Source organism: Halobacteria archaeon AArc-dxtr1 (assembly GCA_025517425.1).
Taxonomy (GTDB): Archaea; Halobacteriota; Halobacteria; order Halobacteriales; family Natrialbaceae; genus Halostagnicola.
This window is the reverse complement of sequence record JAOPJY010000001.1, coordinates 1,268,624-1,289,553: the sequence shown is the minus strand read 5'-3', so window position 1 is coordinate 1,289,553 and position 20,930 is coordinate 1,268,624. Positions and strand designations below refer to the sequence as shown.

Annotated in this window: 20 protein-coding genes; 12 read left to right on the top strand and 8 right to left on the bottom strand. The window is 63.0% G+C overall.

The window, feature by feature from the left end:
- Positions 1 to 44 precede the first annotated feature (44 nt).
- Both OB905_06685 and OB905_06680 read left to right on the top strand, forming a co-directional pair.
- Positions 45 to 251, top strand: coding sequence for a DUF4177 domain-containing protein (locus OB905_06685; GenBank protein MCU4925672.1), 207 nt, complete (start codon positions 45 to 47; stop codon positions 249 to 251).
- Complete coding sequence (locus tag OB905_06680; GenBank protein ID MCU4925671.1) at positions 244 to 1,266, top strand: hypothetical protein; 1,023 nt, start codon at positions 244 to 246, stop codon at positions 1,264 to 1,266. The genes OB905_06685 and OB905_06680 overlap by 8 nt, the downstream gene beginning before the upstream one ends.
- 101 nt (positions 1,267 to 1,367) lie before the next feature.
- Here OB905_06680 and OB905_06675 read toward each other — a convergent pair whose 3' ends face one another.
- Complete coding sequence (locus tag OB905_06675) at positions 1,368 to 2,384, bottom strand: phosphatase PAP2 family protein (GenBank protein MCU4925670.1); 1,017 nt, start codon at positions 2,382 to 2,384, stop codon at positions 1,368 to 1,370.
- Between the two features lie 86 nt (positions 2,385 to 2,470).
- Between OB905_06675 and OB905_06670 the strand changes: the two genes are divergently transcribed.
- The 4 genes from OB905_06670 (at position 2,471) to OB905_06655 (ending at position 7,290) form a co-directional block, all read left to right on the top strand.
- Positions 2,471 to 3,715 (top strand): iron-containing alcohol dehydrogenase family protein, encoded by a 1,245-nt coding sequence (locus tag OB905_06670; GenBank protein MCU4925669.1) that lies wholly within the window; start codon positions 2,471 to 2,473, stop codon positions 3,713 to 3,715.
- 704 nt (positions 3,716 to 4,419) lie between these two features.
- On the top strand, positions 4,420 to 5,658 hold the full coding sequence (locus OB905_06665) for an HD domain-containing protein (protein ID MCU4925668.1): 1,239 nt from the start codon (positions 4,420 to 4,422) through the stop codon (positions 5,656 to 5,658).
- Between the two features lie 25 nt (positions 5,659 to 5,683).
- Positions 5,684 to 6,706, top strand: coding sequence for an amidohydrolase family protein (locus tag OB905_06660; protein MCU4925667.1), 1,023 nt, complete (start codon positions 5,684 to 5,686; stop codon positions 6,704 to 6,706).
- A gap of 77 nt (positions 6,707 to 6,783) precedes the next feature.
- Positions 6,784 to 7,290, top strand: a complete 507-nt coding sequence (locus tag OB905_06655) for a universal stress protein (GenBank protein ID MCU4925666.1) — start codon at positions 6,784 to 6,786, stop codon at positions 7,288 to 7,290.
- A 30-nt stretch (positions 7,291 to 7,320) separates the two neighbouring features.
- Here the strand turns inward: OB905_06655 and OB905_06650 are convergent, their stop codons facing one another.
- A complete protein-coding gene (locus OB905_06650) occupies positions 7,321 to 8,265 on the bottom strand; it encodes a biotin--[acetyl-CoA-carboxylase] ligase (protein ID MCU4925665.1) in 945 nt (314 codons plus the stop codon).
- 177 nt (positions 8,266 to 8,442) lie between these two features.
- Between OB905_06650 and OB905_06645 the strand changes: the two genes are divergently transcribed.
- Positions 8,443 to 8,994, top strand: coding sequence for a DoxX family protein (locus OB905_06645; protein MCU4925664.1), 552 nt, complete (start codon positions 8,443 to 8,445; stop codon positions 8,992 to 8,994).
- 73 nt (positions 8,995 to 9,067) lie between these two features.
- Here the strand turns inward: OB905_06645 and OB905_06640 are convergent, their stop codons facing one another.
- The 3 genes from OB905_06640 to OB905_06630 all read right to left on the bottom strand — a co-directional run bounded on the left by OB905_06640 (position 9,068) and on the right by OB905_06630 (position 12,367).
- Complete coding sequence (locus OB905_06640) at positions 9,068 to 10,087, bottom strand: hypothetical protein (protein ID MCU4925663.1); 1,020 nt, start codon at positions 10,085 to 10,087, stop codon at positions 9,068 to 9,070.
- Positions 10,088 to 10,524: 437 nt separating this feature from the next.
- On the bottom strand, positions 10,525 to 11,307 hold the full coding sequence (locus tag OB905_06635) for a ZIP family metal transporter (protein MCU4925662.1): 783 nt from the start codon (positions 11,305 to 11,307) through the stop codon (positions 10,525 to 10,527).
- A gap of 79 nt (positions 11,308 to 11,386) precedes the next feature.
- Positions 11,387 to 12,367, bottom strand: a complete 981-nt coding sequence (locus OB905_06630) for a tyrosine--tRNA ligase (protein ID MCU4925661.1) — start codon at positions 12,365 to 12,367, stop codon at positions 11,387 to 11,389.
- Positions 12,368 to 12,524: 157 nt separating this feature from the next.
- On the opposite strand from OB905_06630, the gene OB905_06625 reads away from it, so the two are divergent.
- Positions 12,525 to 13,232, top strand: coding sequence for a hypothetical protein (locus tag OB905_06625; protein ID MCU4925660.1), 708 nt, complete (start codon positions 12,525 to 12,527; stop codon positions 13,230 to 13,232).
- A 9-nt stretch (positions 13,233 to 13,241) separates the two neighbouring features.
- Here the strand turns inward: OB905_06625 and OB905_06620 are convergent, their stop codons facing one another.
- Positions 13,242 to 14,024, bottom strand: a complete 783-nt coding sequence (locus OB905_06620; GenBank protein ID MCU4925659.1) for a 4-phosphopantoate--beta-alanine ligase — start codon at positions 14,022 to 14,024, stop codon at positions 13,242 to 13,244.
- 279 nt (positions 14,025 to 14,303) lie between these two features.
- Between OB905_06620 and OB905_06615 the strand changes: the two genes are divergently transcribed.
- From OB905_06615 to OB905_06600, 4 genes are all read left to right on the top strand, one after another.
- Positions 14,304 to 15,458 (top strand): ABC transporter ATP-binding protein, encoded by a 1,155-nt coding sequence (locus OB905_06615; protein MCU4925658.1) that lies wholly within the window; start codon positions 14,304 to 14,306, stop codon positions 15,456 to 15,458.
- Between the two features lie 9 nt (positions 15,459 to 15,467).
- Positions 15,468 to 16,427, top strand: a complete 960-nt coding sequence (locus OB905_06610; protein ID MCU4925657.1) for a sugar ABC transporter permease — start codon at positions 15,468 to 15,470, stop codon at positions 16,425 to 16,427.
- Positions 16,428 to 16,433: 6 nt separating this feature from the next.
- Positions 16,434 to 17,453, top strand: a complete 1,020-nt coding sequence (locus OB905_06605; protein ID MCU4925656.1) for a carbohydrate ABC transporter permease — start codon at positions 16,434 to 16,436, stop codon at positions 17,451 to 17,453.
- A 366-nt stretch (positions 17,454 to 17,819) separates the two neighbouring features.
- Positions 17,820 to 18,749, top strand: a complete 930-nt coding sequence (locus tag OB905_06600) for a hypothetical protein (GenBank protein MCU4925655.1) — start codon at positions 17,820 to 17,822, stop codon at positions 18,747 to 18,749.
- 381 nt (positions 18,750 to 19,130) lie between these two features.
- Here OB905_06600 and OB905_06595 read toward each other — a convergent pair whose 3' ends face one another.
- Both OB905_06595 and OB905_06590 read right to left on the bottom strand, forming a co-directional pair.
- Positions 19,131 to 19,559, bottom strand: a complete 429-nt coding sequence (locus tag OB905_06595) for a hypothetical protein (GenBank protein ID MCU4925654.1) — start codon at positions 19,557 to 19,559, stop codon at positions 19,131 to 19,133.
- Between the two features lies 1 nt (position 19,560).
- On the bottom strand, positions 19,561 to 20,811 hold the full coding sequence (locus OB905_06590; protein MCU4925653.1) for an ABC transporter substrate-binding protein: 1,251 nt from the start codon (positions 20,809 to 20,811) through the stop codon (positions 19,561 to 19,563).
- Between the last annotated feature and the right edge of the window lie 119 nt (positions 20,812 to 20,930).

Sequence of the window (20,930 nt, the reverse complement as noted above, 5' to 3'; positions counted from 1 at the left end):
GTGGCAACGCCAACCCTTTTTCTGGGAGTTGTGGATACACGAGTATGACGACAAGCCGGAGGAGCGTCTGGGAGTACGAGACGGTCCGGCCACCTCGCGAGGCGACAATGGAGGAAGCGAGCGATCCTGAGGAACTCCTTAACGAGTACGGGCGGGAGGGGTGGGAGCTCGTCAGTACGATCGAGTACACCGGAGGCGGTACCAAGTACCTCGTGTTCAAGCGACCGGCGGATGGTAATACCAATGAGTGAAAGCGAAGATGATGAGAAAGTCAGCACCAGGGACACGATGCGCGAGCGGGCCGACGAGAGTCGGTTAAAGCTCTGGCTGCTTATCGGGGCGAACCGCCAGATCGTAACCGGCGTGCTTGCGGGGTCGTTTTTTGGACTATTCATGCTGGGGAGCCTCCTCGAACCAACGCTCTCAGACCTGCTCGAGACTCGGGGCATCATCGAGTCGTTGTACACACAGATGGTCGGCGCGCTGATCACCGGTGTCACCCTCGTCGTCACAATCAGTCAGCTGATCATCTCACAGGAAAATGGCCCGCTCGGTGAGCAACGAACGCGAATGAGCGAGACGCTCGACTTCCGGGATTACATCAAGGAACTTACCGACAAGCCGGCGCCGGCGGACCCGTCAGCGTTCCTCCGTGAGATTATCGATGCGACACAGCAACGTGCCGAGACCCTCGACGAGACCATGGCGTCGGCGGACAACGACGATCTCAGAGACGAGGTCGACGAGTTCGTCGACAGCACCACTGGCAACGCCGAGACCGTCCGCGAGAAGCTCGAGGGTGCGAAGTTCGGTACGTTCGACGTCGTCCACGCCTCGATGGACTATAACTACTCCTGGAAGATTTTCCAGATCGAGCGGCTGCTGGCCGACTACGAGGACGACATCGACGAGGAACAACGCGCCGCCCTCGAGGAACTCCGAACCTCCTTCGCGATGTTCGGACCAGCTCGTGAGCACATCAAGACACTGTACTTCCAGTGGGAGCTGATCAACCTCTCGCGGTACATCCTCTACGCCGCGGTTCCGGCACTGCTGGTCGCGGGGATGATGATGACGTTCGTCGATGCGACGACGTTCACCGGGACGGTTCTTGGAATCGAGACGCTGCTCTGGGTCGTCGCGATCACCTTCACGATCACGCTCGTTCCGTTCTTCCTGCTGACCTCGTACATCCTGCGGATCGCGACGGCTGCGAAGCGGACCCTCGCGATTGGCCCGCTGATCCTGCGTGACTCCCAGCGCTGAAGTCGGACGCTAGTTCGTGAACATCGACGCCCCCGCCTCGGCTGATTGATTCGATCTTGTCGAGTACACGCTGGACGCCGAAATTTCACTCCCAGCTACTGCTATTCTCCCGCGTTTCCATTACTGACCGCCGGCTCCTCGCCAACCGCGTCAAGGTCGACGGTTCGGCCCTCGAACGGAAGCGCCGTCTGCAGCTGACGAACCGCCTCGGTATCGTTCAGCCTCGCGGCGACGAACGGCACGGCGATCGCCCCGCCGAAGGCGATCGCGTAACCCACCGTCTGGGCGATCGAGACGAAACTCACCGTCACCGTGCCGGCGAGTGTGATCCCGCCGTCGACGGCGATCAACACATCGAGGAGACGAACGAGGGCAAGCGCGAGCAGGACGAGCAGGCCCAGCAGGAGCATCGAGGCCCCCATCGGATTGGCCGTCCGATCTTTGACCACGTGCCAGACGACGAGTCCGCCAAGCGAAGCCCCGATCGCCATCTCGGTGAACTCCTGAGAACCGAGTGTGAGCGCCGCGAGCGCGATCACGAGCGACAGGCCGAACATGGGGGTGACCGAGTCGGTCGTGATCCGGAGGGCGACCGCGACGAGCAGGAGACCAAGTGCCGCGCCAAGGACGACATCTCCGATGTAGTGGACGCCGAGAACGACCCGCGAGAGGGGGACCGTGACGACGAGGAAGCCGGCCCCGAGATAACGCTGTCGGCGTGTTCCCACGTCCATGACGACCGCAAGCGCGCCGTACACCGCGGCCGCACCCATCGCGTGCGCACTCGGCGTGCTCCAGCCGCCGTACTCCGCCGGCGCGAGCGGGAGCGCCGGTTCGGCAGCGTACAGCGGTCGCTGGACCTCGAGAATGCCTTTCATGCCCGCCACCAGCGCGAGCGTCGCGACGGCGACCGCGAGGACCATCGCCCGCTGGGCGCGGTTGCGTTCGGCGCCGAACCAGTACAGGAGGACGGCGAGAGCGACGAGCGTCGCCCCATCGCCGAGTCTTGTCAGGACGCCGAAGGCGTCGACGACGACGGTGGGAAGCGACTCCTGGATCGTCCTGTTTACCTCCGGATCCCAGAGCGGCGTGGGGAGGTCTCTGCCCTTGCCAGTCATACTCCCATCGTGTGTCCTCGTACCCTTAGAACGTTATGGCCTGCTGATTGGTTGCATTGATAGCCCTCTCTCGCCCATTGTGAGCTATGCTCCCCGTTCCGGACGCCTTCGAGTACGAGCATCGGGGCTGTGAACTGGTCTACGGCCGCGGCTGCATCGACGGACTTGGCGCCGTTCTCGCCGAACACAACAGAGAGCGCGCGCTGATCGTCTGTGGCGCAAACGTGGGCGCCAACGACGCCCTGATGAACCCCATCCGCGACGGCCTCGGCGAACGCCACGTTGGCACATACGACGGGACGACGCCGGCCAAGACCGCCGAGTCGGCGTTCGAGGCGATCGAAACGGCCGAGCACGCAGACGCCGACGTCCTCGTCGGCGTCGGCGGCGGCAGTAGTTTAGATATCGCCCGCCAGGCGGCCGCCTTCGCGGCCGACGACCGGTCGCTCGCGGATCTCCGCCGCGAGGCTCGCGAGGAGGGAACAGTCCGTCCGCCTGAGTCGGACGGGTCGGCCGCATCCGACGATGATCGCCCCGACGTCGTCGTGATTCCCACCACCTTCGCCGGCGCCGACGTTTCAAGCGGCGGTTCGCTCGAGGTCCTCTCGGCCAACGAATCATCCACGGGACAGCCCGTCACGATCTCGGGCTCTGCGATGCCGATCGCCGATTTCGCCGATCCCGCGCTCTTCGAGACGACGCCTACGCGCGTCCTGGCGGGATCCGCGATGAATGGCCTCGACAAGGGAATCGAGACGCCCTATGCCCGGAACGCGACACCGGTCAGCGACGCGACGGCGATCCACGGACTGAGATTGCTCTCCGAGGCGCTCCCGCGGGTCGTCGGCAGCGACTCGGGCGCGGAAGCCACCGACCCCGGTACCGATCCGGCGCCGATGGACCGCGCCGTCGCGGGCTCGCTGCTCGTCCAGCTCGACCGAAAGCTCTCGGTGATCCACGCCTTCGGCCACGGCTTTGCTCGCCGGTACGACGTCCAGCAGGGGGCTGTCCACGCCGTCCTCGCCCCGCACGTCCTCCGATACCTCTTCTCCCGCGTCGACGCGAGCCGCGAGCTGTTGGCAGCCGGGCTCGGCGTCGATCCGGGCGGACTCTCCGAAGCGGAACTCGGCGAGGCGGTCGTCGACGCGGTTGCGGAGCTCCGGGACGCGCTCGGCCAGCCCACCCGGCTGCGCGACCTGCCCGAGACCGAGCGCGAGGAGCTGCCGGCGGTCGCCGAATTCATCGTCGAAGATTACTTCATGGACAACGCACCGGCAGGGCTGGAGCCGACGCCGGCGGGAATCGAGGCGGTGCTTAACGACGCTTGGTGAGTTGTTCGCGCGGGAAATAGCCAGTAGAGAGGCGTCTATCCAGTTCGTTACAACTGCTGGGGCGTAACGCCTTGCGATCGAATTCGGTATTCATATATCCCCACCACAAGGAGGCCGATGAGTAAGAGCGGCCACAGGACAAGTACCATTTCAAACGGTGAGACGCTGAACCCCGGTGGTATTGCAGCCCCACTTTCCTCTGCCTGTGCCCGACTAGCCATCCTCGACCAGGAGATGCTGAGCAAACCGCCATAGATCACGCTGGCCAACAGGAGCGGAGAAATGACACGATACCGTGACAGAAGATACGCTGGCACCGTTCCGAAAAGGAACATCCCCGTTACCACCCACGCTGAAACAAATTCCACTGGACCCTCGAGTTGTACATAAACCGTAACAGTGACGAAAAGCGCCCCACTCCCGATCGCAAAAAGAAGTGCAGAGATCTGTCGGCGGACGTGTGCCATTTTATAATACATAATTGTCGCGAGAGATGAATTTTCACACTGACTCAGTCACTGTATTCCTCGTGCTGACCATGATCTACGAAAGCGGGTCTGCTGAAACGACCTCCACAACCGCCACGACGGCGCGGCCGACAACTGAACCGGTCTACTGAGAGCTCGCCGTCTACACGCACCTGATAGTTCACTTCCACCCTGCCCACACGACAGTTTTTGTACGAACTCGCCCAATGCGAGCCCATGAAGATCGTCAAGGACAGCGTCCACGACCACATCGAGGTCGCGAGCGTCGCCCGGGACCTGCTCGACACGCCCGCCGTCCAGCGACTGCGCGGGATTCGCCAGCTCGGGACCGTCTCGCTGGTCTACCCCTCGGCGAACCACACCCGCTTCGAGCACAGTCTCGGCGTCTACCACCTCGCCTGCGAGGCCCTCTCACACCTCGGAATCGAGGGCCAGCAGGCGTCCCGAATCGGCGCCGCGGCGCTGCTACACGACGTCGGCCACGGGCCGTTCAGCCACAATCTGGAGCCGTTGACCTACCGTCGGACGGGGCGGTACCACGACGACGTCCACGATCTCCTCGCGTCGGGGCCGGTCGGCGAGGTACTGCGCGACCACGATCTCGAGCCAGATGCGATCGCCGATCTGGTCGCTGGCGAAGGGCGCTACGGCCAGCTCGTTTCGGGCGAACTCGACGTCGACCGGATGGACTACCTCGTACGGGACGCCCACCACACCGGCGTTCCCTACGGGACGATCGACCACGGCCGGCTCGTCCGCGAGCTCACGTTCGTCGACGACGAGCTCGTCCTCCGCGAGGGGAACGTCCAGACCGCAGAGAGTCTGCTGGTCGCCCGGGCGCTGATGAACCCGACCGTCTACAGCCACAGCGTCGCCCGAATCAGTAAGGTGATGCTCAGACGGGCCGCCGAGGCGCTTCTCGAAGCGGACGAGACGGACGCCGACTCTCTCCAGCGCATGGACGACCACGATCTGATCGCCGCGCTCCGCCGGTGCGAGGCAACTCGCGACCTCTCTCGGCGGCTTGATCACCGCGATCTCTACAAGCGCGCGGTCTGGGCCGAGATCGACGACGTTCCCGGCGGGATCATCGAGGCCGACCACGAGCAGATTCGCACGTTCGAACGGGAGATTGCCGACCAGGCTGCAGTCGATCCCGACGCGGTCATCGTCGACGTCCCCGATCGGCCGACGATGACCGAATCCACCTCTCGCGTGGTCGTCAACGGCGACATTCGACCGCTCGGTCGCCAGTCGCCACTGGTCGAGGCCCTGCGCGCCGCCCAGTCCTCCCAGTGGCGCCTCGGCGTCTACTGCCCCGCAGACGTCCGGGACCGCGTCGGACGGGAGGCCCTCGCCGTCCTGGGACTCGACATCGACGGCCCTCTCGTCAGCGAGGTCAGAAACGGGCTCTCGACGACGCTCGACCAGTTCGGCGGTGACGCGAACGGTTGAAAGGCCCCGGCTGCGAACGGGACCTATGGAACGCACGGGCACGATCCTCCGGGGGAGGGAGTTAGATCCCGTCGAAGGACGGATCGTCGTCGGCGACGACGGCCGGATCGAGCATATCGAGGAGGAGTCGGTCGATAGCGACGACATCATCTTTCCGGCATTCGTCAACGCACACACGCACGTCGGCGACTCGATCGCCAAGGAGGCCGGCGGTGGCCTCTCGCTCGAAGAGCTGGTCGCGCCGCCGGACGGACTGAAACACCGCCTCCTCCGGAACGCCTCGCGCCGGGAGCTGGTCTCGGCGATGCGCCAGTCACTGCGGTACATGCAGCGTTCGGGAACCGCAGCCTGCCTCGACTTTCGCGAGGGCGGCGTCGTCGGCGTTCGCGCGCTCCGCGAGGCCGCCACCGGGCTCGACGTCGAGGCGCTCGCGTTCGCGCGCGGTTCGGTCGAAGCGATGGAGGAAGGCGACGGATTCGGTGCGAGCGGCGCCAACGACGGCGTCTTCGATAGCGAGCGAACGGCGACCCGGGAGGCGGGCAAACCCTTCGGCATCCACGCTGGCGAGGCCGACGCGAGCGACATCAACCCCGCGCTCGATCTGGACCCGGATTTCCTCGTCCACGTCGTCCACCCCGAACCGCTTCACCTAGAACGGATCGCCGACAGTGAGGTTCCGATCGTCGTCTGCCCGCGATCGAACCTCGTTACCGGCGTCGGCGTCCCGCCGCTTGCAGACCTCTTAGAGCGAACCACCGTCGCGCTCGGGACGGACAACGTGATGCTCAACGCGCCGTCGATGTTCCGCGAGATGGAGTTCTGCGCGAAGCTCACGGACGTTCCAGCCGCCGAGATCCTGCGCATGGCGACGGTAAACGGCGCGGAACTCGTCGGTCGGGAGTACGGCGTACTCGAGGCAGGCCGACCGGCTCGCCTGACCGTCCTCGATGGCGACTCGCCGAATCTGGCTGGCTATCGGGATCCCGTCCGGACCGTGGTCAGACGCGCGGGCGTGGCCGACGTCAGCGAGGTCCTTCTCGCAGAGTGATCTGTGTTGTATAGAGTGTGGGGTGTGAACGCTCGACAGGATTTTATCCCTCGCCCGTGTACGTCCTGCGAAGGACGATGTACGACCGCATCCTCGTCCCGACCGACGGCTCCGCGGAAGGCGAGCGCGCGCTCTCGTACGCCGCCGAGCTCGCGCGCACGCACGGTGCCTCGATCCGGGCGATCTACGTCGTCGACACCGCCAGCTACGGCGGGCTGCCGATGGAGACTGCCTGGGAAGGGATTACGGATGCGCTCCACGAGGAAGGACGCGCAGCCGTCTCCCGGGTCGCGGAGCTCGCTCCGGACGACGTCACGGTCGAGACCGACGTTATCGAGGGCGCGCCCAGCCGCGCTATTATCGAGGAGGCCGGCTCGGGGGACTACGATCTAGTGGTGATGGGAACGCACGGCCGCGGTGGGATCGACCGGCTGCTGCTGGGAAGCGTCACCGAACGAGTCGTCCGGAAGGCGCCAATTCCCGTTCTCACCGTCCGCCTCGACGACGAGGTGGCAACGCGGATTATCCGCTCACACGAGATCGAAGGCGACCACCCCACGGATCGGACGACGACGCTCGAGTAGATCAGTCGGTGTCTGTTTACTCGCTTCTGACTACGTCGGTCGCAGGTGCTCACAGTCGCCCGCGGCAACCGTGACCCGCCCCGAGCTCGTTTCGACGACGAGGGCTCCGGAGTCCGTGACGTCGACGGCCTCGCCGACGACAGCTCCACCGGGGCGGTTGACCCGCACGCGCTGGCCGAGCGTGAGCGCGAGTTCACGCCAGGTCGCCACGATGCCGTCTACGTCCTCACACTGCTCGTGGAACGTCTCGAGCAACCGCTGGACGAACCGCCGCCGATCCACATCGCCGACTTCCGCTCGGACGCTGGTCGCCCCGTCGGGGAGCTCGTCGGCGTCAATGTTGACGTTGACGCCAGGGCCGACGACGAGCCACTCGATACGGTCGGTCTCGCCTTCCATCTCGGTGAGGATTCCCGAGAGCTTCCGATAGGAGCCGTCACCGGCTTCCTCGTCCGGTACCACGACGTCGTTTGGCCACTTGATTCGCGCGTCTACGCCTACCTCTCGGGCTGCCTGGGCGGTCGCCACGGCGGCCGCAAGCGTGTACAGCGGCGCTCTCGGCGGCGCAATCTGTGGTCGGCAGACGACGCTTAGCCAGACGCCGCCCGAGGGCCCCGTCCACTCGCGGCCGAGCCGTCCCCGACCGCCGGTCTGGACGTCCGTGAGGACGACCGTGTCGGTGGCGCCCGCGGTCGCGAGTTCCCGTGCGCGGTCGTTGGTGCTCTCGATTGCGTCGTGATACTCGACGGTAAACGGTGCCTCGAGCCCGTACTCGACGGTGGGGCCGTTGTAAGCCGTGACGTCTGCGAGTCGATAGCCATCCGGTCCGCTCTCGATTTCGAAGCCAGCCTCCCGGAGCGCTTCGACGTGCTTCCAGACGGCCGCCCGCGAGATGTCGAGCTCCTCGGCGAGTGTCGGTCCCCCTACCGGACCATCCGCGAGCGCCTCGACGATCGATCGCCGCGTCTCGTTCATACTGCCGGGAGGGTACGGAGTCCACTTGAACTCGCCGCCTGTCACCCGAGTGCGGGGATTGCGGCGTGATACGTGTTATACTCTCCCAGAATTGACTATATGGTTTCCCAATAGCTGGGAATGGTGGTGTTTGAATAACTATGATGGGTTACAATGGACAAACGTAAGGTAAAGACGATGTCGACAACAACTCAAAACCGGCTCGAAAGCCGGTACGGCGGTGTCACGCTCGCAGGCGAACCCCACGCGTTGAGCGCGTGGTTCGTGGTCGCGCTTCGGCTGACGATGGGGCTTGCGTTCCTCGGCGCGGGACTGGGGAAGGTGACTGGCGAGGCGTTCAACGCCAGCGGCTACCTCATGGGCGCGGAAGGGCCCATCGCGGGCGTCTTCACCGCGATGGCTGCGAACCCGGCGCTGATGGACGTCATCAACGTTGTCGTGCCAGCAACCCAGCTCATGATCGGTCTCGCGCTGATCGCGGGCGCGTTCGTCCGCCTGGCGGCGCTTGGCGGCGCGATGCAGATGGCGATGTTCTACCTCGCCAGCTGGGACGTCGCGGGCCCGCTGGGCTTCGTCAACAGTGACCTGGTCTACTTGATCGTCTTCCTGGCGATCGCGGCGCTGGGTGCGGGTCGAATCCTCGGCCTGGATCGGTTCATTGAGCGCATCGACGTCGGCGGACAGGCGCTCATCGAGCGCTTCCCCGCGGCGCGATACGTCCTCGGTTGAGTTTGCCAGCGCCGACCACCTCTTTTTGCACCTCCCTAAATACTCTCCCTGCACCTCTCCTAACTCTCTGCACCTATCCGAATAGCGCGTCGTAGGCTCCCTCGTGCGGTGCCATCGTGAACGTCACGCGCGTCTCGTCGCGGCCGACTCCGACGACATCCCCGTCGAGTTGCCACCGCTCGCCGTCGGCCGATCCGCGATCGTCGTATGCATCTTCGACGGCGCTGGCGATTGTGGTCGCGTCGGCTTCGGTCTTCCACTCGACGGTCCACGCGTACGCCAGCCCGTCCGGATCGGCGATCTCTCCCTCCAGATCAAAATTGGTGTAGCCGACGAACGTATCGCTGCGCCAGTCGGCGAGCAGTTCGGTTCGGTACACGTGTTCGAACCCCGTTCGTTCCGTAAGCGAGGGCGCAGCCCGTGCTGCCGGATCGTCGAGTGAGACGACGTCGAGCGACAGTAGCTTCGTGTAGAGCGGATAGACGCCGAGTCGGTCTTCCTCGAAGATCGTCCAGTCGTCTGTCTCGGAAAACGGAACCGGGATCGACACGGGGGAGAGCTCACCGGCGAAGAACTGTTCTGGATCCATGATCGAACGCGTCGACTCGGGGACCGATCGGTGGACCTCCCAGACGCCCTCCCAGCCGTCCCGTTCGTACACCTCGTGGACGAAATGTGCGCCGGTAGTGTACGCCTGGTGTACGCCGGCTAGCTGAACGAGCGGAACCTCGTCGAGGGCGGGATGCGGAAGCGTCGTGCACGGGTCGTAGGCTCCGTCCAGACAGCGCTGGTCGTACCAGCATTCGACGTACGTCGCTGCCCCTTCCAGGATCGAATTCGCGGCCGCCGACCCGTCACTGGTCGAATCCTGCGACGTTAGTGACCCGATGACGTCGTCTTGAATCGCGTGAAACAGTTCGTGTGCGACGAGGGCGTCGTCGATCTCCGCTCCGATAAGGAGGACTGTCCGCTCGTCCTCCTCCGTGATGAGCGTGCCGCCCCGGTCGACGTGTCCCTCTTCGGGCGGACCGGAGTCCGGTACCTCGGGGGAGACGTGCTGTGCCGCAAAGCGCAGCGTTTGGTGGCGATCCAACGACACCTCACCGCTCGATCCGGGCGGATCAGATAGCACCGCTATCGAGACCGGCGATTCCGGTCGACGGTCGACGAGTTCACCGAGTCGCCGATCGACGCGCCACACCTGTTCGCGAACGGAATCGGGCACGTCGTCATCGAACTCGTAGCCGTCGGCTCTTCGCTCTCCGGTGTCGTCCGTACCACCCGGGAGCGTACATCCCGCAGTCCCGACGGCTGACCCGGTGAGACACGCCTGGAGGACTCGCCGTCGCGACCATGTCGAACCTCCGCTGCGGCTCTCCTTGCTTGCTTCTCGCCCACGACGCCTGGAACTGGCGTCTCGGGATCCCAGCCCTTGGTCCCTCGAACCTGACTCTCTCATTCAGTCGTTGTATTTGACACACTCGGATGTGATATAATTGTGCCCGGAACCCGATGTGTGTTGTCCCCTTCTCAGACGACAAGCAGCACGTCGACGACGACCAGCAGCGAAAAACCCGCGAGAAATGCGGCCGTCGCCGCGTCGGCATACCCGTGGCCGTGGCTCTGTGGGACCATCTCGCGGAAGACGACCGCGATCATCGCACCGGCGGCGAACCCGGCTGCGAGCGGAAAGAGGCCGTCGATGAACTCGACGAGCAGGAAGCCAGCTAGCGCGGCGACCACCTGCGGAACCGCTCCCGAGAGTGCCGTGTACAGCAGTACTCGCGGGCGAGAGAGCCCGGTCTCGGCCATCGGGACCGCGAAGGCGAAGCCGTCGGGAACGTTCTGGAGGGCGATGACGACGGCCACGGCGAGGCCGACTCCCTCGAGACCCGAGGCGAAGGCAACCCCAATCGCCAGTCCCTCGGGTGCGTTGTGTAGCGTGATCGCGCCGCCGATCAGGACCGCACGTCGGAGCGCGTCGGCGGCTGCCGGCTCGGTGTCCGGCCCACCGCCGTGGCCGGTCCACCGGTTGTAGTGGGCGTGGACGTGCGGGAACAGCCGGTTCGCGATCAGCAGCCCCACGCCACCGACGAGCACGCCGGCCACGACCTCTGTGACGGTGCCGATTTCCAGACCCGGCATGATGAGCGCAAACGCCGACGCCGAGATCATCATACCTGCAGCGAGCCCGAGGGCAGCGTCGTAAACCCGGTGGCTGACTCGGGTGCGAACAAAGACGGGAATCGCGCCCAGCCCCGTCGCCAGCCCTGCCACCGTCGTGATCGCGAGCACCGTCCAGACGTCGCTCATCGGCTGAGGCTACGGTTTCGATCGCAAAAAATCGGCCTCCGATTCGCAGCCAGGAGAGGAGCCGGGAGAGCGCCGCTCCCTACGCGCGAAGCTCTCTGAGCGCTTCCCGTCCGGGCGCGATCAACTCGTCTAAATACGTCGCGAGCGTTCCCTTCGCGTCTGCGGGGTGGAGTTCGCCAGACTCGAGATCTGCGGCGAGGTCCTCGTAGACCTCGTAGGTGAGATCGCCGCCGTACTTCTCGGGGCGCTCGACGACGACCTCCTCGAAGCGCGGGAAGACGTGGTACTCGAACAGCTCGAGGACTGGGTTCTCGAGGTCGCCCTCGGGATCGCGCGTCGGCGGACAGAACGCCGAGTTGACCTTCTCCTCGAGGTCCTCCGTCGAGTCCTCCATCGAGATCGTGACGCCCTCACTCGAGGACATCTTCCCCTCGCCGGAGGTGAGGTCAGCGACGATCGGGGTATGTAAGCAGGGACGCGCGTCGTAGCCGAGGTCGGGCAGTTCTTCGCGGGCGAGCATGTGGACCTTGCGCTGATCTAAGCCGCCGACTGCGAGGTCGACATCCAGGTACTCGATGTCCAGACACTGCATCAGCGGGTAGGTGAGGTGGCTCACCTTCGCGACCTCGCCGGACTGGAGGTCGGCCATCGCGCGCTGGGCACGGTTCATCGTCGTCGACAGCGAGAGCTGGTGGACGTCGAGGGTAAACTCCTCGTCGAGTTGGAACTCCGACCCGTAGACGAACTCCGTCTGTTCCTCGTCTAACCCGTAGGCGACGAACTGCGCCTGCATCTGCTCGGCGATCTCCTGAATCTCCTCGAAGCTCCCCTTTCCGTTTAAGTAGGCGTGGACGTCAGCGAGCAAGACGACGACCTCCATCCCGGCCTCCTGGAGGTCGATTAGCTTGTTCGCCGTCAGCAGGTGCCCGACGTGGAGAACCCCTGAGGGCTCGTAGCCGACGTAGGCGCGTTTACCGGCGGGATCTTCGGCCAGCTCGCGCACCTCCTCGTCGGTGACGACCTCCTCGGCGTTTCGCGTGATCAGCTCGTACGCGTCCATGTCCTCACGAAACCGGAGCGGGAATTTATGACTTCTCACTCCCGAGCGCTCAGATTCCGCCGCTCCGGGAATGCCGTCCGAAAACCGAGAGCGGTCCCGTCCCGACTCCTGCCGGGCCAACGCTGATACTGAAGCCGGACCAACAGACGAGGCCACTATGGGTTACAGAGAGGATGCGATAAACGCCGTCCGGCGCAGCCTGCTCCCGCAGATTCACTTCCTCCTTCGGGGCACCTTCGACGGCTACGCCGTCAGCCACACTTCGGCAGAAGAGTACGTCCTTACGGCCGAGTGCTCGGAGGACGAACTCGAGGCGGCGCTTGAGGAGATGGGCTTCTCGCGCAACCCCATCGCCGCCCTCAAGGTCAGGATGGACGGTAACACCGCGGAGGGCTCGTGGGTCTGGCGGGCCTCTCCGTTGGCCTCGAAGCAACTCCACATCGTCCTCCACGATCTGGAAAACGAGACCGGCGTCGACGTCTACGCCCACTGGGAGTGTTCGTGGATCCGCCACCCATACAAACACTACGTCGCCCGCGGCTACGACGCCGAGACCGGCGTCGATCTCACTCGCCAGTGGTTCGACCGCTACGCCGGGGAGGTCGTCGACGGGCAGGGAATCGAGTACGAGATCGATACGTCGGCAAAGCGACGGCTGAGCGAGTACCTCTCGCTGTCGTACTACCAGACGACGGAGTGGGCTGCCTCGATTCGGTCGCGGCTTCCGCTGGTCGACGGCGGGGACGAGTCGGCGATTCCGATCGGCGGCGACGAGTCTGGCCCGCTGTCTAGCGCTGACGACGAGTCAGCTGGCGATGAGGGCGGACGAAACAGCGTTTCGCCCCGCGTGACCGACAAAATTTGAGCAGTTCGGTTAGGCGAGCGTTCCCGACCGGATCCGCGTTTCGGCGTCTTCGAGCGCCGCCTCGGGGTCGAACCCGTCGACGATCTCACGGAGTTCCTCGGGATCGGCGTCCGCCAGCTCGCGCGCGCGGGCAGTCACGTTCGGGACTGCTCGGATGATGTTGTCGACGATCGGGACGTCTGCGACCTGCGGGGATCGCGAGAGGGGATTGAGGTCGATCACGATCTCGGTTTTCCCCATCGCCGACAGCGCCTCCGCCCGGTCGCCGTCCTCTAAGGGGACGAGGACGACGTCTGCGGCGTGGATGCCAGCTGAATCGACCTTCGCGCGTTCGTGCTCGAGATTTGGAATCCGTGCGTCGGCCTCGATCCCCTTCACATCCGTGGCGCCGTGCTCTCGTAGGTGATCAGCGATGGCGTCGATTCGCTCGGGCGTCCGGTTGAAGAGATTGATTTCGAGGTCGGCGTCGACGGCCTCAGCGAGCGCGACCATCTCGCCGGGGACGAGCGCGGCGACGTTGCCGTTGATCGAGAGGACCGGTTTCTCGGCGAGCAGCAGGTTGGCGGCGGCGGCGCGCTCGGCGGCGTCGGCGCTCGGGATCGTCTCCTCGCCCAGCAGATAGTCGAAGGCACTCCCTCGCCCCTCGGCGTGCATCCCCTGGAGGTGCGTGATCCCCTTCCTGACCCCCGCCTCGATCCGGTGGCGCGTGAGCAGGTCCTGGTACCGCGGGTGCTCTTCGGGAAGCTCCTCTTCGTGGTCGACCTCGGCGGGCGCAGGATCGTGCTCGCTCACGTCAGAGGGGTAGGGGTCGCCGATAAAAAGCCGACCGATCGGCGGTGAGCGTAGCCTCGTCGTGCCACGGTCGCCGTCATCGGGCCGTTCCCCGATTACTCCGCCCACTGTCGCCGCAGTTCGACGGCCGAGAGATCTCTCGGCTGGCCGACTTCTCCTGCCGACTGAAACCTCGGTCTGGACTGTCGTTCTGCAGAACGCTCATATCACTATTTCTGGCGGTACAGGTGGGATTAATGGGTGAATCCGGCGTACACTATCCTCATGGCATCGGTTCTCATGGAGGGCGTTAGCAAATACTTCGATGTGGGGGGCACCGTCGCGAACTACCGGCTCTCGCTCGAGGTCGAAGACGGCGAGTTTCTCGCCTTTCTCGGACCGTCGGGCTGTGGCAAGACGACGGCGCTTCGGCTCATTGCCGGCCTCGAACAGCCTTCCGAGGGGGCGATCTACTTCGACGACGAGCGCGTCGACGGGCGGTCGTCGAGCGATCGGAACGTCGCGATGGTCTTCCAGAACTACGCGCTGTACCCACACATGACTGTCGCAGAGAACATCGGCTATCCGCTGAAGGTTCGTGGCTTCTCGCCCGACGAACGCGATCAGAAGGTCGAGGAGGTAACTGCGTTGTTACACATCGAAGATCAGGTCGACAAGAAGCCGGCGGCGCTCTCGGGTGGACAGCGCCAGCGAGTCGCGCTGGCCCGTGCGATCGTCCGCGAGCCGACGGTGTTTCTCTTAGACGAGCCGCTGTCGAACTTAGACGCGAAGCTCCGCCAGGAGATGCGCATCGAGTTAAAACGCCTCCAGAACGAGCTCGACATCACGACGATCTACGTCACGCACAACCAGGAGGAGGCGATGAGCATGGCCGACCGGGTTGTGGTCATGAACCAGGGGACGATTCAGCAGATCGCCCCGCCGAAGGAACTCTACGAGCGTCCGCGAACGGCGTGGGTCGCCCGATTTATCGGTTCACCGCCGATGAACCTGTTTCGAGGGACGCGCCAAAATGGGGCAATCGATCTCGGCGAGGCGGGATCCGTCGAGATTGCCGGCCTCTTGCCCGCCGACGAAGCCATCGTTGGGGCCGACGGCGACGAGGCTGTCCTGGAGACTGGCGGGAACGAGGCGAGTACGACCGGCGTGGTGACCCACGGTACGCGCGGTGACGTCTCGCTCGGCGTTCGGCCCGAGGATCTCACCGTCGCTACCACGAAACCGTCGTCGGGACACGCGATTGCGGGGACTGTCGACACGATCGAACCGCTCGGTGAGTACGACCTCGTCAACGTCTCTGTCAACGACCAGATCGTCCACACCAAGGTATCTGAGTCGACCGTCCGACGGGGCGACCCCGTCTATCTGACGTTCGACGACGGCGACGCGTACCTCTATGACGCAGATGGGACACTGGTCGGAGGGCACAGCTGAGGCGCAGTCATGAGCTTACGAGACAGATTCGAATCCGCCGACACCGATCGTGACCTGGGAATCGGTCTGGATATCGACCGCGAGAAAGCGATCGCTATCATTGTGTTTCTGGTCCCTGGCCTCACGCTTTTCGGGATCTTCTCCGTCGGACCGATCGTCTACTCCGCGATCGGGAGCTTCTACGCATGGGACACGTTCACGATGGAGAATTTCGTCGGATTCGACAACTGGACCCGATCGCTCACCGATCCACTCATCGTCCACTGGTCGAATATTCAGGAGTTTCGGTATCCGATGGGCGCGCTCACCCACAATCTCCTGTGGGTCGTCGTCCACGTCCCCGCGAGCACCTTCCTCGGCCTCGGGCTGGCGCTGCTGTTTGCGGACCTGAAGGGGCGGCGCATCCTCCGGTCGATGGTGTTTGTGGGCTTTACCGTCCCGCCGATCGTCATCGGACTAGTTCTGCTGTTCGTCTACGATCCTCAGGCCGGGATCTTCAACGAGGTGCTTCGGGTGCTCGGACAGGACCAGTGGGTCCGCAACTGGACGCAGTCGCCACAGGTAGCGATCTACGCACTCATCGCGGGCGGGATCTGGGTTCACACCGGCTTTAGCATGCTGCTGTACAGTTCGTCGCTTTCGGCCATCGATCCGTCTCTGATCGAGTCGGCCAAAGTCGACGGTGCTGGCCCGTGGCGGCGGTTCTGGGACATTATCTGGCCGTTGGTGAAGCCGGTGACCGCCGTCGTCGTCATTATGGGCATCATCTGGGTGATGCGCATGTTCGACATCGTCTACGCGGCCGGCGGCGCGGCAGGCGGACCGAACCACGCGTATTCCGTACTTGGAATCGAGGTGTACCGAGCCGCCTTCCGGCCGGAAATAGACTACGGGATGGCAATGGTCGTGGCGCTGATTCAGCTGTTCATCGTCGCGCCACTCGCACTGTACATCGCCCGCATGAGGTAATCCGACATGAGCAACGACGACTCCCCCGACTCGACTGACACCGACGCAGAATCGAGCCTCCCGGCCGACGCAGAGGCGGAAACAGACTCCAACGCGAGAACCGACGGCGCCGGCACCGACCGCTACCTGCGAATGGAGGACGTCCCCGAGACGGCTCCTGATCCGAATCTAACCTGGCAACAGCGCCTCGCCGACGCGGTTCCCACGAGACGGAGAACTCTGAAGTACGCTGTCGCGATTACCGTCGCCGTTCTCTGGATCGTTCCGTTTCTCGGCCTGTTCATGGCGTCGATCCGGCCGCTCCCGGAGATTATCGGCGGCTGGTGGCACCTAGAGGGGATGACGATTACCTTCGAGAACTACGTCCAGGCCTGGAACTACAGCACCGCCCCGCTGAGTCAGGCGCTGCTCAATACGTTCCTCGTCACGATCCCTGCCGTACTCGTCGTCATGCTCCTCGGCGTGATGGCGGCGTACCCCTTCGCCCGGTTCGAGTTTCCGCTGAAGACGACGCTGTTTTTCCTCATCCTGCTGGTGATGGCTGCGCCCCCAGAACTGGTCGCGATGGGCAACTACAACGCCCTGCGGGAGATGGGGCTGTTCGACACCTATATGGGGCTGATACTGATCCACATCGGCTGGGGACTGGGCTGGGTCGTCCTCTTCCTCCGGAACTACCTGCTCGGGATTCCAAAGGAGCTAGAGGAGGCCGCGCGCATCGACGGCGCCTCGCGCTACCAGATCTTCCGGACGATCATCCTCCCGCTGTCGACGCCAGCGCTCGTCTCGGTCGCGGTCATCCAGTTCACCTGGGTCTGGAACGCCTTCTTCTTCCCGCTGGTGTTCATGCGCTCGCCAGAACTCTACCTCGCGCCACAGGTTCTCCCGCTGATGCGCGGGCGCATCCAGGTCGAGTGGGGGATGATCGCTGCGGGATCGATCCTGACGATGGCCGTGCCCGTGCTCTTGTTCCTGATACTGGAGCGGTACTACAAGCGTGGGATGGTCGCCGCCGTGGCGGACTGATCCCCTTCTTTTCGGCGTTGGTTCACAGTTCTGTGCGTACCAGTTGGTGGTGGATTCGGTTAGTACACGTGCTTACTGACCGCAGAGATTCCCGACAGTCTTCGTATATTTTTGAAGAGCCGTCATGAATACAGGGCGCGAATGTGTCACGAGCTTGGACTCGATCTACGTAAGGGGTAATCGGTCGGGAAGTTCGTAACGTGTGCAAATCGCGCGTCCACCTGAACGACGCGAGCGTGACTCACTGGTAGCGAAACCGAACGCTGGATCGTCGATATTTCCAGCGTAGATCCTTCGTTTGCTCATGTCTCGTACAACACCATCCACCCCACAAAACATATATGCAAAAGTGGATGTTTTTCAGACATGTACCGTCGGGAAATACTTGCCGGGGCAGCTGCTGCAGGTGCGGTTGTCCTCGCCGGCTGTGAAGGTTGTCTGGGGGGTAGCCGCAGATTCCATTTTCAGGAGATTTCGCCAGCAGAGATCGCAAAGCAGGAGGCATCCACAATGACCGATGTAGCCTATAATCCGCTGCTTGAGGATCTCGTTTCCCGACTCCTTGATGAGGAGGAGGTTATCATAGAAACGATGGCTGCATCACTGCTAGATGAACGTACTCACTTTCGAGAGGAAGAGCAGTTCTATTGGATAGAGGAGGAGGTACTGGAAGAGAACGAAGTGACCGGGCCTCAGTACACTATTTCAGGACAACATCACACTACGGTTTCTGATGACGAGGCCCTGTCGATTACAGATCTTCCTCGCCACGACCAGTGGCGAATCACTGATGCAGTCGAATTCAACGACGATGGGGAAGTTGATCTAAACGTTTCAACGGCAGTTACTGCGGGATATCTTGACGCAGACGATCATTCAGAATCGCTACTCGTCGATGGCCTTGACCACCAGTACATCGACTTTCACGGTAGTTACTTGGAAGCTGAGAGAGGTGATGAGGAGTCAGCGACCGTGAACAGAATTCAGCTATCAGCTACCCCTGCAGAATCTACCGAACAGTTTATTGACAATGTTCTGGAAAAATATGGGACTGAGTTATCTCATGTAGATGACGACGCGTCATATCTAATCAACGAGACGAAACAGGCTGGTGGAAGCCTTCGGTTTGAGACTTGTGAACAGGATGACGGCCCACAGAGTACACCAGAATATGAAGGGTACAATCAACTTCAAGACGAGATTGAGGACACACCAGAAAGTAGTCGGGATCTTCACCGAGAAGAGTACTACGTCCTGTATGAGGATGAGTGGTACTCTGTTCGGTTTAGAAGGTAAATTACTTTTCTAAAATTACTGCTATTGGTAGATGTTCGGGATGCAGCACGTAAAAAACGTTCAACCGCTGTGCCTGCGAGGGCGTCCGTGAAACGTAGGGACGCTTCGAGTGTTCCGAGTGTGGACTGGACGACAACACCGATTTGATCGATCCGGTTTGTCGTGCATACACTCTCTACTCAGCAGCCGTCTTTTAATACAATTTGGATAGATGGATAGCTGCTTCGACAATTGCTTGCCCTGTATTGAACGGAAGTAACAGTGTCAATTTCGAACGAATAAACTGCTACTATCGTAACAACTGAACCGATTTCCATACTGATCGCCGATCTGTCTGTCGATCAGGTGTGCATTGACGTTCTGTGGCAACAATAGCCACTGTCACAGCGGGACGTAGCCAGCCCGCGTCGCTGCCACGGTCAGAGCCAGGACGATCACGTTCGTGATGAAGAACAGCCGTGAGGACATCAAGGCGAACGCGAGCAACACGGCGAGGGGAAGTGCGGCGATCATTGCCGGCCAGAACCCGCGTATCGCGAGCGTGGCGAAAAACGCCGTCGTGAACAGGTACAGCACGTCGACAGCGACGGCGTTGGCGCTGCTGCGTCGAATCTCTTGTCCGACGACGAGGAGTGGATCGAGTACACTGCTGTCGCTATCGCCCGCCCCGACTGTCCTCCCGGATCCGTCCTCGACACCGCCGTCGCTAACCGCAGAAACGCGATCAGCGTCGCTTCCCGCCCCGCTTCGATCGCCGTCGCTGTCGGCGCCCCCGCGACCGACGTTTCCACCCTCGCTCGGTTCGGTCACGTCACTCCTCGACGGTCTCCTGTAACACGCTGTCGAGTGATTCGGTGATCGACTGGACGTCCTGATCTGGCTCCGCCCAGAGGCCGAGCAACTGCGACCAGAACTCCGCCTGGAACGGATCGCCCAGCGCGTCATCTAAGTCCGGGACGAGTTCGACCTCGTCGGCCTGCTCCGAGATGTCCTGCATGACCTCGAGGTCGAAGGCGTCGTCGGGAACGTCGAGTGCCGTCGGAACGAACCCGCCGCGTTCGGTCCAGACCTCCTGGCCTTCAGGCGAGATAATTGCCTCGACCGCGTCTCGGGCCGCGTCGATGTCTGGGGCGTACGCTGGGACGGTGAACCAGTTGATACTCGTCACCATCGCCTCCGCGCCGGGAAGCATGAAGTAATCCAGATCTTCAGGATCGTCGATCGCACCGAACGCTGGCGTCCACGAGCCCATGAAGTATAGCGGCGTCTCGTTCGCCCAGAAGAACTCGTACTGGATGCCGAAGTCTCGAACCTCGCTGAAGTATCCCGCCTGGAGGAGTTCCTGTAGCTCTTCGAAGGCAGTGACGACGCGGTCGTCGGTGAACGAGGCGTCACCCTCGATGAGATCGACCTGCAGCTGGGCGCCGTCCTCTTGGCGAAGGATAAACGCCTCCGTCACGTCGCTCAACGGCCAGCCATCGCCGTTGCCCGATGCCAGCGGTGCCTCGACGCCGTCGATCCCGTCGATCTCCTCGAGCAGATCGAGAAAAGCGTCGTAGTCGTCGGGCTCTTCGAGGTCGTGCTCCTCGAAGAACGACGGCCGGTACCAGAAGCCGGGCTTGATATCGCCGCCGAAGGGTGCGGCGTAGACCTCACCGTCGACCGTGACGGGTCCGTAGTCCGTCGTGTAGTCGTCCTCGTCCCACAGGTCATCCAGCGGTTCGAGGTGGCCGGCTCCGCCGTCGCGTCGCACTCGTCCCTCCGTCGGTAAGACGACGATGTCCGCGGTTGCGACGCCCACCTCGTAGTCCATCAGCGTCTCGGTCAGGAGTGTCTCGGTATCCCGCGGTGCGTACGAGATCTCGAGTCCGGTCTCGTCTTCGGCGTAGTCGACTACCGCGAGGAAGTCTTCTTCCTCGTCGTCCGTCCAGACGGCGGTGACTGAGAGCGCTTCCTGTGCGCTCGCGCCGCCGATACTTCCCAGTCCAACGACGACCGCAGCAGCGCCGCCCGTTCCTCGGAGCACTCCGCGCCGATCGATCTGTATGGTATTGTCTCCCATACAGGTACGTATGGACGATCGTTATCTTAATGGTTTCACACATGTGTATGTATTTACAATTGTGTGTACAATCAGCCCGCAGGACAGGTCGTCGCAGCGAAGCGCGCTCTGGCGGGTGG